Here is a 12,308-nt window from a genome sequence, read left to right on the forward strand (position 1 = left end):
TCATTGCTTGCCAGCGGATTGGAATCGTCACCGCGAATTTGGGTACGAAGGTTTACACCTCGGAGAGCGAAATTTTTCCGAGGTGTGTCCTATACATACTTGATGAGCGAAAGCCATGACCATTGCCGCCTCCCGCGTTAATCCCTTTTTTCAACAGACCATCAATGCCGAGGCCCAGCAGCCCTCGAGCCGCCGGCCACGGGCTGCGGAGACTGGCCCCACCGAAGCAGGTGCACAAGCCAAAGGCAACAGTGAGTTGGCGGAGCTTTTTGCGCAGGTGCTACGCACGGCGCAAAGCACCGGGACGTTTAACGACATTCAGAACATTCCCCCCGCCTCTGCCTTCGGTCAATGGTGGTCACACCTGCACAATGTGATGAAGAACCCGCTCTTTGTCGGCTGGGCAACAGAAAAGCGAATAGATCGTACAAAATCCATAGAGATCAATCACAAAGAAAATTCCATCACGGCTCTCGTTGGCGGTAAGCGCAGAGTGTTTTCGGGCAGCACTGAAGGCTATGGGTGGGCGTCGATGATGGAGCCGATCATGCAAGCAGCAAAAGCACTGACGTCCGCCTCTCCTTATATTATTTACTCCCCCGCAACCCCTACATCAGCGAGTTACCGGGCAGTGGCCGACTTTTATGGCGAAGGCCGCGGCGGCTTTAACAGGGAGGGCGCCGGCGCTCGCGCAGCGGAACTGGAACAAACCAAGACCTTTGACCTCGCAGAACCTGCGGCCAGGCGATCCGAAGACAACCTGCAGCACGAAAAGACCAGGCTGGCCGACATCCACGACCAGTGGCAGATCACTCTCAAACTGGTTGACGTCATGCTCCGGGCGGAAGATGAGTCCGAAAAGCTGATGCGTCGCACGAAGCTACCGCCCTATCATCATTTGTATCTAACGCCGACGTTGGTTAACGCTCGATTGGAGCACTTCATTCGCAATCAATTGAGCAACACCACCATAACCCTGCATGCCGACTCGCCCCACCGGCAGTGGGAGGAAGATGCCACCGTCAGCCTCGAAAAATACATCGGGGACAACGCTTGGGACATGCCCAAGAGCCGCGATGATCTTTACAGCCTCGGCCAGTTTCTGACCACCGCCCCCTTTCCCAGCCCCCTGGGGAACCTCGGTGGAGCGTTGTCCTGGCCGACCCCGTGGAGCGATGACGATCGGCGGAACGTGAAAAACGCCCTGAGACAAAACACTCTGGGTATCAGTGGCCTGGACAACTATGACGAGCCTAAAGGGGTGCTGGGCTATCTGACCCACCAACAAGATTACGCGCCCTACCAATTGCGAAACCGGGAGCAGTTTATTCAAACCCTCCTGGCTACGCCCAAGGCTCAGGCGCTTGGCCTGGCGCTGCAGGAAAAGTTTGAAGGCGTATCGACCCCCAATAGCATCAACGACTGGACGCTGGCGGCCCTCAGCGCCACCCTGGATGAAGAATCCGACGATAGATCCACGTCGAGTCCCGCCAGGACGACCGTGGCCGGTTTTGATCTGGCGCGTTCTGAGCATTGGGGCAAGCCCCCTTCAGCCACTGTCACCGAGTTGGCTGAACACCTCGTCGACACGGGGCGGGCCAGCGCGCAGATGGCGCCTATTGCGGCCCACCTGTTGCTGGCACATAGGGCGCCTGCGTATGTGGTCAAGGAGATCCCCGATACTGTGACCTACGGCTCACATACCTGGGTGAGCTTCAGTACCGCCGTGGCGCGTATCGAAGCCCAAGCACCTGGCTCAACCGCGCGCATGACCTTTGCACAAGTCATGATGCGAAACGACATCGCGCCCGTCACCGACCAGGACCGGCACGTCGCGCAAAGGGCTCAATGGGAGGCACTTAAAGACTGGGGTGTTGCCAACGGGATAACCCCGTTGAACCCCCAGGATCAATACACCGATGATCAGATGCGCCGCGTTTCCAGCGCATTCAATCATCAGGTCGACACGTTGAGTGAGGCCTCAAAAACCCTATCGACCCCCATGCCCGAACGCGAGGAGATGGCGCTCGCGCAGCTCAGGCGTGTGTATGGTAATCGGATTCCGTTCGAGGAAAAGTGCATCACAACGTTCCCGGAGCGTCGTGACTACCCAGGGCCCTATTCAGTGCTGGATCTTTACCTCAAGGGTTACCTCCATTCTCGCCCAGCTGAAATCCACGATTGGGAGTCGTCAGGCACAAAGTTCCATATTCGCGATATCCAGGCCAACGCCGACCAACTGCCTGATATCAATGAGCAATTTAAAACTGCAATGTCAGCCTACTTTCCCGCGATCGAAAAAGCGATTGGCGCTCAAGTCGCCCACCTGATTAACACGATGCCTATTGAGGGCAGAATAAATATTGATCAGGCGAAAATCACCCCGCTCTCGGAATACAACATCACTCAATCGCCCTTTGGCCAAATCGTTGAAACAAAAGTACCCAATACCCTCCTGGTAAAAGCGGAACTCGACGGTGGTGCCGAACATGTTTATGAAATCAACCTGCGTACAAACACTACGCGCAAACGTGATGAGCTGAAGGGCCATCCACTGGGGCCGCAATTTTATGCCGATGGGCATAGCCGCCGCAGGACCATGCTGAAAGCAGTTGAGCCTGCCGGCAGCTACTCGCCAAACGTCACCGACAAAAAACATTCGACCGCTACGCCCAACAGCTTTACAAGCGAGAAGACCCGATACATCGCCGGCGCGATGATCGAAAATGTCGGAATCCGCGAGCTGGAGCATGCGGCCAAGGGCATGACAACCTTCGACACCGAGGTCCCCTTCTACAAAAAAGTCCAGGAATTCATGCTGAATCTTATCCCGCTGCGTTCGGCCATCCAGAACTTTCAAGAAGGCAACATTGGCGACGGCATCGTTCACTTGGCGTTCGATGCCTTCGGCTTTGTCTTGGGGGTCGGGGCTGCGGCCAAGGCCGCAAAGGCAGTACAAGCAGGTGTATCCCTTGGCAGAAATATAGGCGCTGCAACCCGGTCAGGTGCATCCCTCGCCAGAAAAATTGCCCATGGGGCAAAAATCATCGGGCGCGGCGCCATGGGTGCCATCAATCCACTGGACGGAATTGTCGATCTGGGCATCGGTACGTTCAGGCTGGGAAAGGCAGGACTCAAGGGAACCAGAAACGCCTTCAGGAAGGTCACGCACGCTGCCGATACCTATGACCTCGTGAGCGCCAGCAAGCGATTCGATTCATCCTCATTCGGTACCTTCAAGCAAGGCAATAACATTGTGCAAGGCCCGGCGGTTCTTCAGGACGGGAAATGGTTCCACTATAACCCCGCCACCCGTCAACCCTACGGTACTGCCCTGCAGGACTTTGTTCCCTCCGCGACGTCAGATACGGAGATGCTCGCAAAATGGGCCACGGCGGACGGTATCGTCAAGAAGGTGGATGAAGCCGTTGTCAATCATTGGAAAAAAACCGTTAACACGCATCGAGACGGGCCTGGAAAAGCAGCGTTTGATCGCGGTTACTCCACTGGAAACCCTGAGACGATAAAGGGCTTCTCCAATAATATAAAAGCGGCAGGTATCATGAAACTGGCCGCAGACAAGAACATCACGGCTGAGCAAGTCGGTATGCTGGTCAGGAAATACGACGATCTCTCCTACGAACTGGGCCGGACCGGATCAGCGAGATTTATCGACAATATCGAGCTGCGTTTCGGAGACGTCATACCTATCCCACAAGTCCTGTACTTCTCCCAAACAATGCAATTGTCTGATGGGCAATGTGCTGCACTTTCGCGCGTCATGGCAAACGCCGCTGCAGAAGGTAAGGAACAGATATTAATCAAAAACATGGTCCTCGCAGCGGCATTTCCGGCAGGCCCGGCTTCCAGGGCATTTATCACGAAGCTTAGTAAGCTCCAAACCCAAGTGGGTGCGCGAAGTGCCTTCCATGCAGGCCAACCCGTACGACAGCTTTCAGTTAAAAGCATGGTCACGGAACTGGCCGACTCCACTGTTTCAAAGTCAGTCATGATCGACTCTCCAGGCCATGCAATGGCGGCTGGGGTAAAAATCGATGGCACCCGCAAAACCTATTACTTTTATGATCCCAATTTTGGCATTGCGAACTTCTCAAGCGCGGAGGCGATGGAAAAAGGACTGGAAAAACTGACTCGCGATAAAAAATTGGTTCCGCAATATAAAACCCACAGTACCGACCCTAATAAGTTGGAGTTCCAAGTTTTTAACCATGCAGACGATTGGCAGCAGAAAAACAGTGTTTTGGGTAAGGATGTTAAAGCACTGTATGACGCGCCAATACTTGTCCAGCCACCCAGCGTGAGAAGTGCTGAACGGTTCATAGACAATCTACTTAAGCAGCGTCTCGCTCAGCCCGGAACCCCGCCTTCGATTAAAACCCTGGGCGAGCTCAAAAGTGCGGACTTTGATATCCCACCCCAAATATATCGGGCTCATACGGCGGCTAACGACACCGCCGCAACCGGCCTCAGGCGTGCGGCGGGTGCCATAGCTTCCGGAGATGATTACCTCGCTGCCATTATCCAACACACTGCCCGGACAGGAGGCAGTAGTGGCGAAGTCATGTCTTTCAGCGCAAAAAAGGCAAAGGCCGAGAGCTTCGCCACGATGTACTCGACCGAAGATACTAAAGTGCCTGTCTTTACTGTCGACACCACGCAAGACCCTGGAGCCTTTCGTACAGTTGCCGACATCATTCTGAAGGATGGCGAACGCCTGATAGCCCAGAAGAAAATTACGAAAGCAACACTTTTGCAAGCCATTGAGAAATTGCATCTGCAGGAAGCTGAGGTGTTTTATATCAAAGGAGATGTACCCGCGGCATTTATCGCGGGTTAGTTTTAAACACTCCGTAACCCACTCGACTCAGACGCCTGAGTCGGTGGTCACCAAGCCACTTACGGAAGCCATGACCATTGCGGCTTCCCGCGTTACTTCCGATTCGCAACGCTGGTTCCCGTTTAAGCCAACAACCGCTGAATGTGCTCCTGCAACGTATCCAGATCAAACGGCTTGGCCAGGATCGGTGCGTTGCGGGTGATCGGGCTGTTGCAGTCGAGAATTTCCTGCGGGTAGCCGCTGATAAAGATCACCTTCAATTCCGGTCGCAGCTTGATCGCGGGCTCGGCGATCTGCACGCCGGAGATGCCGCCCGGCAGGCGATAGTCGGTCACCATCAGGTCCAGGTGTGGCTTGGTGGCCAGGATTTCAAACGCCTGCTCACCGTCAATCGCCTTCAATACCCGGTACCCGAGGCCCGACAGGTACTCACCCAACACAAACATAATCGACTCGTCATCTTCGACGATCAGAACCACATCTTGCGCATCTTCACTCATGGGAAGCCTTTGTCCGGTCAATTGCTGCTGATACGACCATAGGGTCACGCAGAGGTTGCGTCGGATTCACGATTGATTTCACGCCCCGGCCTCCAGGGGCAAACAGACGCGAAACAGGGCGCCCTCGCCTATCCGGCTTTCAACTTCGATAGTACCGCCGTGGGCCGCGATAATCTGTTCGGAGATAAACAGGCCTAGGCCCAGGCCCGCCACCGCATGGCTGGCCGACACCCGCTCGAACTGCTGGAAAATCCGCTTCTGGTTGTCTTCGCTGATGCCGATCCCGTGGTCCCGCACCTCGACGCGCGCCTCGCCGTGCTCGGCATACACCCGCACTTCCACCGGGCTCTTGGCCCCGTAACGCAGGGCATTGGTCAGCAGGTTGGACACCACTTGCTCGATACGGAACTCGTCCCAGTTGCCCACGACCGGGCCTTCTTCGATCCATTTCACCGAGGACTCGGCCGCGGCGACTTGCGGGGCAAAGTTCTCCAGCAGGTTGCGCACCAGTTGCGTCAGGTCAAAGCGCCCTGGGCGAATGGACAGCTTGCCGGTGCGGATGCGCGACACATCGAGCATGTCTTCGATCAAGCGGATCAGGCTCTGGATCTGCCGCTCATCGCGGTCGACCATGGCGTGCATCTTGTCCAGGGTGAACGCGGCGGCGTTGTCCCGGGCCAGGTGCATCTTGCGCAATTGGGTTTCCAGGATCAGCCCGTTCAGGGGTGTGCGCACTTCGTGGGCAACGATCGACATGAAGTCGTCACGCATGCGCACCGCCTGCTCAAGCTCGGCCTGGGTCGCCTGCAAGCGCGTCAACAAGGCTTCCTGCTCGCGACGGCTCTGCTCAAGGGCTTCCACCTGCAGCTTCATCGCCTTGCTCTGGCGGTAGAGGTCGACGAACACATTGACCTTGCTCTTGACCGCATGGATATCCAGCGGCTTGTGCAGGAAGTCCACGGCACCGCTTTCGTAGCCCTTGAACGCATAGTTGAGTTCACGGCCGGCGGCGCTGACAAACACGATGGGGATGTTCTTGGTCTTTTCGGTGCCACGCATCAACTCGGCCAGTTCGAAGCCGTTCATGCCCGGCATCTGCACGTCGAGAATGGCCATGGCGAACTCGTGTTCCAACAGCAGCGACAAGGCCTCGTCGGCGCTCAGTGCCTTGTAGACCTGACGGTCCTCGCGCTTGATCAGCGCTTCAAGGGCCAGCAGGTTTTCCGGCAGATCGTCAACGATCAGCAGTTTGGCCTGGACAGTACTTAACATGGGGACGATTCCAGGGAGGCCAGCAACTCGCCGATGCGGCTCAAGGTGAGGATATAGTCAGGTTCATGCAGCGCCAGGGCAGCCCGGGGCATCACGGCGACCCGCGCCTCCAAGGGGTCCTGGACCACGGTGATGCCTGCGCACTGCTTGACGTGGGCCAGGCCCCGGGCGCCGTCCTGGTTGGCCCCCGTCAGCAGGACCGCCAGCAAGCCCTCGCCATAGACGTCGGCCGCCGATTCGAACAGGTAGTCAATGGCGGGCCGGGAATGGTGCACACGGTCCTCCTGGCTCAGTGACAGGCTGCGGTCGTGCTCCACCGACAGGTGATAGCCGGGGCCGGCAAAATACAGGGTGCCTGGCTGGATCAGTTCCTTGTCGCGGGCCTCGACCACGCTCATCGACACGCGCCGGTCGAACACTTCCGCCAACTGGCTGCGACGCTCGTCTGGCAGGTGCAACACGGTGATGATCGGCAGGCTGAAGCTGGCGGGCAAGGCGCTGAAGATACTCAGCAACGCCTCGACCCCGCCTGCGGAAGCGCCGATCACAATAGCCTCGATCCCGGATACCGGGCTGGCAGCAGCTTGGTTCATAATTTTCGGTAGATCCGTTCTTGCTTGACCAGGGGTTCGAACCGTTTGCTGTAGGCCGAGAAATCCAGGGTTTCCTTGCTGCCCAGCACCAGGAAGCCGCGATGACACAGCGACTCATGAAACAATCCAAACGCCCGATCCTGCAACTTTTTATTGAAATAAATCAGTACGTTACGACAGGAAATTAATTGAGTTTCTGAGAATACGCTGTCCGTCGCCAGGCTGTGATCGGCGAAGGTCACGTTCTCGCGCAGGGTCTTGTCAAAGATCGCGTGATCGTAAGCCGCGGTGTAGTAATCGGCAAATGAACATCGCCCACCGGCCTGCTGGTAGTTGTGGGTATACGCGCGGATGTTCTCCAGGGAAAAATCCCCTGCTTGGCTTTTTCCAGGGAGCGGGGATTGATGTCGGTGGCATAGATGATGGTGCGCTCCAGCAACCCCTCCTCCCGCAGCAGGATGGCCATGGAGTAAACCTCTTCCCCGGTGCTGCAGCCCGCGATCCAGATCTTGATCGACGGGTAGGTCTTGAGCAGCGGCACCACTTCCTGGCGAATCGCGAGGAAGTGCGAAGGGTCGCGAAACATCTCGCTGACGGGAATGGTCAGGAACTGCAGTAACTGCATGAACGCCGTCGGGTCGTGCAGCACCCGCTCCTGCAAGGCCGAGATGGTATTGCAGTCGAACTGGCGCAGGGCATGGGCCACGCGGCGCTTTACCGACGCGCCGGAGTAATCGCGAAAGTCATAGCTGTACTTGAGGTAAATAGCCTCGATCAGCAAGCGCAGTTCAATATCGGTGCTTCGTTCCAATTAGCGTCTTTCCACTTAAATGCGTTCCATCTTCGGGAGCCATACCCGAATCAACGAAAACAATCGGTCAAGGTCGATGGGCTTGGCCAGGTAATCGTTGGAGCCCGCTGCCAGGCAGCGCTCCTGATCGTCCTTCATGGCCTTGGCCGTTACCGCGATGATCGGCAGTTTGCGCCAGCGCGGGTCCTGGCGGATCAAGGCCGTGGCCTCGTAACCGTCCATCTCCGGCATCATCACGTCCATCAACACCAGGTCGATGTCATCGACCTCATTGAGCTTCTCGATCGCCTCGCGGCCGTTACGGCCAATGACGACAATCGCGCCCTTGTGTTCCAGGGCGCTGGTGAGGGCGAAGATATTGCGCACATCGTCATCCACCAGCAGCACCTTGCGCCCCTCGAAGACCTTGTCGCGACTGCGGGCGGTCCTGAGCATTGTCTGGCGTTCATGGGACAACTTGGATTCGACTTTGTGCAGAAAGAGTGTCACTTCGTCCAGCAGGCGCTCGGGAGAGCGTGCGCCCTTGATGATGATCGAGCGCGAATACTTGCGCAGTTCGGCCTCTTCGTCCCGGGTCAGGTTGCGCCCGGTGTAGACGATTACCGGCGGGAACGAACAGATGTCTTCGGTGGACATGCGCTTGAGCAACTCGTTACCGAGCATGTCCGGCAGCTTGAGGTCGATGATCATGCAGTCGTAGATATTGTTGCGCAGCAGGTCCAGGGCTTCCTGGGCGAAGCCAACGGCAGTGATCTCGATGTCATCGTCGCCGATCAGGCGGGCAATGCTGTCGCGCTGCAAGTCGTCGTCTTCCACCAGCAGAACGCGCTTGACCTTTTGCGTCAGCTTGGCCTCCAGGCGTGCAAAGACATCCTTGAGCTCTTCACGGGTGGTCGGCTTGACCGCATACCCCACGGCGCCCATGTGCATGGCCGCCTCGACGCGGTCTTCGACGGAAATCACGTGCACCGGGATGTGCCGGGTCCCGGCATGTTCCTTGAGGCGTTGCAGCACGGTCAGGCCGGAGTGGTCCGGCAGGCGCATGTCCAGCAGGATGGCGTCGGGAATGTACTGTTCCGCCAGGCTGTAGCCTTCGTCCGCGCCATGGGCCACCAGGCAGTGGTAACCGAGTTCATGGGCAAGGTCGAACAGAATGCGCGCAAAGTTCGGCTCGTCTTCCACCACCAGGATGCAGCGGGTGGTAAACGGTGCCTTGTCACGGTCATCGATGAAGCGCGGGATCTGCGCCGCGTCGGCGACGGGCAGCGGCGAAACCTTGACCGGGGCCGGTGCGGGGGCCGGGACCACCACACGCGGCGCCTCGATGGCCGGTGCGTCTGCGTCACGCTCAACGTAGTGTTCCGGCAGCACCAGGGTGAAGACGCTGCCCTGGCCCGGCTCACTGGTCACACTGATGTACCCGCCCAGCAGGCTGGCCAGGTCACGGGAGATCGACAGTCCCAGGCCGGTACCGCCGTAACGGCGGTTGGTGGTGCCATCGGCCTGGCGGAAGGCTTCGAAGATGCTTTCCTGCTGGTCCGGCGCAATTCCGATCCCTGAGTCGCGCACGGTGAAGGCAATGCCCTCGTCCGGCTGGCGGGAGACCGTCAGGCTGACCTGGCCCTTCTCGGTGAACTTGACCGCGTTGGACAGCAGGTTCTTCAGAATCTGCTCCAGGCGCTGGCGGTCGGTGTACAGCATGTGCGGTGAACCTTCCTGCACCTGCATCTGGAACCCGAGTTTGCGGTCGGCCGCCAGGGGCTCGAACATCCCGCGCAAACCATCCACCAGCCGCGCGACGCTGGTGTTCTCGGGGCGCATTTCCAGCTTGCCGGCCTCCACCTTTGAGATGTCGAGGATGTCGTTGATCAGGTTGAGCAAGTCGTTGCCGGCCGAATAGATCGACTCGGCAAACTTGACCTGTTCGGCGCTGAGGTTTTCCTGGGGGTTCTCTGCCAGCAGCTTGGCCAGGATCAGCGAACTGTTGAGCGGCGTGCGCAGCTCGTGGGACATGTTGGCGAGGAATTCGGACTTGTACTTGCTGGAGCGCTGCAACTCGTCGGCACGCTCTTCCAGCTCGATCTGTACGCGATTGAGCTGGACGTTCTTCTGGTCCATGGCATCGCGCTGTTCGGCCAGGGTCTGGGTCTGCTCGGCCAACTGTTCGTTGGTCTGTTCCAGTTCCGCCTGCTGGGTTTCCAGGTGCGCCTGGGACTCCTTGAGAATGCGTGACTGCTCTTCCAGCTCCTCGTTGGCGGTCTTGAGTTCTTCCTGCTGAACCTGCAGCTCTTCATTGAGTTGTTGGGTTTCGGCCAGTACTTCCTGCAAACGCTGGCGATAACGGGCGGCTTCGATGGAGGTGCCGATGTTGTCGGCAATCAACTCCAGCAATTCCACGTCACGTTCATCCAGCTCGCGCAGGAAGCCCAGTTCGATCACACCGTTGACCCGGCCATCATCGCTGGTCGGCACCACCAGCACACTGCGGGTAGGGCCCTCGCCCAGGCCGGAACTGACCTTGAAGTAGTCCACCGGCACATCGTCGAGGCGAATCAGGCGGTCCTGGCGGGCCGACTGGCCGACGATGCCCTCATCGTTGTAGATCGACTGTTCCTGCTGCTCTTGCTCACGGGAGAAGCCATAGGTGGCCACCCGAGTGAGGCCGCCGTGCTCTTCACGCACATACAGCGCGGCCACCGCCGAGCCCATGTATTGGGCGAAGAACTGCAACACATTGCGGCCCAGCATGTTCAAGGTCAGCTGGCCCAGCACCTGTTCGGCCAGTTCGGTCTGGCCGTTGCGCAGCCACGCTTGCTGTTCAAGGCGCTTGGCAATCCTCTGTTGCGACTCGAGGTTTTCGCTGTAACTTGCTGATAGTTCTAATAGATTTTTTCTTCCGATATACGCCAGGATGCCGCTCAACCCGAGCACAAACACCAGGTACAGGCTGACGCTGATAATGGTGGTGCGAGTGACGTCTTCATTGCGGGTGATGCGGAACTGTTGCTCCATCGCCACCGCCCGGTCGTACTCCTTGCGGATCTCGTCTGTCAGGCTCTTGCCGCGCCCGGCTTTCACGGCCGAGCGGTAGTCGCCGTTCTGGCGCTGCATATCAATCATCGACTGGGCGTAGGTGTTCCACGCCATTTGCAGCGACTCCAGGCGCTTGAGTCGGTCAACCTGCTCCGGGTTATCCGCCACCAGCACCTGCAAGTTGCGCAGGTCGGAGATGATCCGCGGCTTGGCCACTTCGTAAGGGTCGAGGAAATGCTCGTCGCCAGTGATCAGGAAGCCACGCATGCCGGTTTCCAGGTCAACCGTCAGCTTTGAGGTTTCGTTGAGGTTATTGATCACCCGATCGGTGTGTTCGACCCACTGGATCACCGACAACAGGTAGGTGATCAGGCACACGAAAAACACCGCGCTGAGCACGCCGACACCCAGGGGCAACGCCACGTTGCGGCTCAACAGTTTACGGAAGCTTTTCTCATCGACTGACGACGCGGGAGTCATGGGGATGCCTTGGCCAAATGCGGAAAAACGAGGAGTTTGCCCCAAAGTCGCGCCTGAGCGCTATTTTTCTGCCAGCATTGGCCACATTTACTGCCTAACTCATTGAAAAATATACGAGCGCCCGTGTTTTTCTACAGGTTGCAATACGCGCTGAAACGCGGCTTCGGCACACCACGATTGAGTAACACCGGAGGACATTCCTACGCATTACCGGCACAATGCCTACCTTGTTTCGGGAACTTGCCGAGATTGACGCAACTCATTAGAGGATGGTCTTTCAACTGATCAAGACCTGTACCCTCCACTTCTCGGGAACTCTCACTATGTCCGCCGCAGCCTCCACCATCCTTGTAGTCGAAGACGACGCCATCGTGCGCATGCTGATCGTCGATGTCCTCGAAGAGCTGGAGTTCCAGGTGCTTGAAGCGGCAGACGCCGAAAGCGCCCTGGGTATCGTCAACAATTCCGCGCTGACCATCGACTTGATGATGACCGACCACGGCCTGCCGGGCATGAGTGGCGTGGAACTGGCCGCCAAGGCCCGTGAACTGAGACCCGCCCTGCCGATTCTGTTTGCCAGTGGTTACGCCGAGAATATCAATGTGCCGGTTGGCACCCAGGTGATTGCCAAACCGTTCTCGATTGATCAGTTGCGTGACAAAGTCAAATCCATGCTGCCTTGACCCCATCCCCGTTGCCGCCTTTCACAGGCGGCACTTTAATCTCGTTGATGTCGACTGATCGATAGATCTTTGCGTTGA

6 protein-coding genes and 1 pseudogene are annotated in these 12,308 nt (G+C 57.7%); 2 read left to right on the forward strand and 5 right to left on the reverse strand.

The annotated features are described in order from the left end of the window. Nucleotides 1-115: 115 nt before the first annotated feature. The gene (locus JFV30_RS13070; RefSeq protein WP_201124178.1) at nucleotides 116-4,858 is read left to right on the forward strand and encodes a YopT-type cysteine protease domain-containing protein; all 4,743 of its coding nucleotides are present in this window, start codon (nucleotides 116-118) and stop codon (nucleotides 4,856-4,858) included. 122 nt (nucleotides 4,859-4,980) lie between these two features. On the opposite strand, the gene JFV30_RS13075 is transcribed toward JFV30_RS13070, so the two are convergent. The 5 genes and pseudogenes from JFV30_RS13075 to JFV30_RS13095 all read right to left on the reverse strand — a co-directional run bounded on the left by JFV30_RS13075 (nucleotide 4,981) and on the right by JFV30_RS13095 (nucleotide 11,547). Then, nucleotides 4,981-5,358 carry a response regulator gene (locus tag JFV30_RS13075; RefSeq protein ID WP_010171103.1) on the reverse strand — a complete coding sequence of 126 codons (378 nt, stop codon included), beginning with the start codon at nucleotides 5,356-5,358 and terminating at the stop codon, nucleotides 4,981-4,983. A 78-nt stretch (nucleotides 5,359-5,436) separates the two neighbouring features. After that, on the reverse strand, nucleotides 5,437-6,630 hold the full coding sequence (locus tag JFV30_RS13080) for a hybrid sensor histidine kinase/response regulator (protein ID WP_010171104.1): 1,194 nt from the start codon (nucleotides 6,628-6,630) through the stop codon (nucleotides 5,437-5,439). Further along, nucleotides 6,624-7,223: a chemotaxis protein CheB gene (locus JFV30_RS13085; protein WP_169388527.1), complete on the reverse strand. Its 600-nt coding sequence runs from the start codon at nucleotides 7,221-7,223 to the stop codon at nucleotides 6,624-6,626. Before JFV30_RS13085 ends, JFV30_RS13080 begins: the two co-directional genes overlap by 7 nt. Beyond that, nucleotides 7,220-8,034: pseudogene (locus JFV30_RS13090) on the reverse strand (CheR family methyltransferase). Before JFV30_RS13090 ends, JFV30_RS13085 begins: the two are co-directional and overlap by 4 nt. A gap of 15 nt (nucleotides 8,035-8,049) precedes the next feature. Next, a complete protein-coding gene (locus JFV30_RS13095; RefSeq protein ID WP_201124180.1) occupies nucleotides 8,050-11,547 on the reverse strand; it encodes a response regulator in 3,498 nt (1,165 codons plus the stop codon). Nucleotides 11,548-11,870: 323 nt separating this feature from the next. Between JFV30_RS13095 and JFV30_RS13100 the strand changes: the two genes are divergently transcribed. Continuing rightward, a complete protein-coding gene (locus JFV30_RS13100; protein WP_201124182.1) occupies nucleotides 11,871-12,230 on the forward strand; it encodes a response regulator in 360 nt (119 codons plus the stop codon). Nucleotides 12,231-12,308: the final 78 nt, after the last annotated feature.

It is taken from the genome of Pseudomonas sp. TH32 (assembly GCF_016650855.1).
Lineage (GTDB): Bacteria > Pseudomonadota > Gammaproteobacteria > Pseudomonadales > Pseudomonadaceae > Aquipseudomonas.

Excerpts from the sequence above, each read along its gene's own strand:
- JFV30_RS13070 (WP_201124178.1), top strand. The coding sequence starts at position 116 with ATGACCATTGCCGCCTCCCGCGTTAATCCCTTTTTTCAACAGACCATC.
- JFV30_RS13075 (WP_010171103.1), bottom strand. The coding sequence starts at position 5,358 with ATGAGTGAAGATGCGCAAGATGTGGTTCTGATCGTCGAAGATGACGAG.
- JFV30_RS13080 (WP_010171104.1), bottom strand. The coding sequence starts at position 6,630 with ATGTTAAGTACTGTCCAGGCCAAACTGCTGATCGTTGACGATCTGCCG.
- JFV30_RS13095 (WP_201124180.1), bottom strand. The coding sequence starts at position 11,547 with ATGACTCCCGCGTCGTCAGTCGATGAGAAAAGCTTCCGTAAACTGTTG.
- JFV30_RS13085 (WP_169388527.1), bottom strand. The coding sequence starts at position 7,223 with ATGAACCAAGCTGCTGCCAGCCCGGTATCCGGGATCGAGGCTATTGTG.
- JFV30_RS13100 (WP_201124182.1), top strand. The coding sequence starts at position 11,871 with ATGTCCGCCGCAGCCTCCACCATCCTTGTAGTCGAAGACGACGCCATC.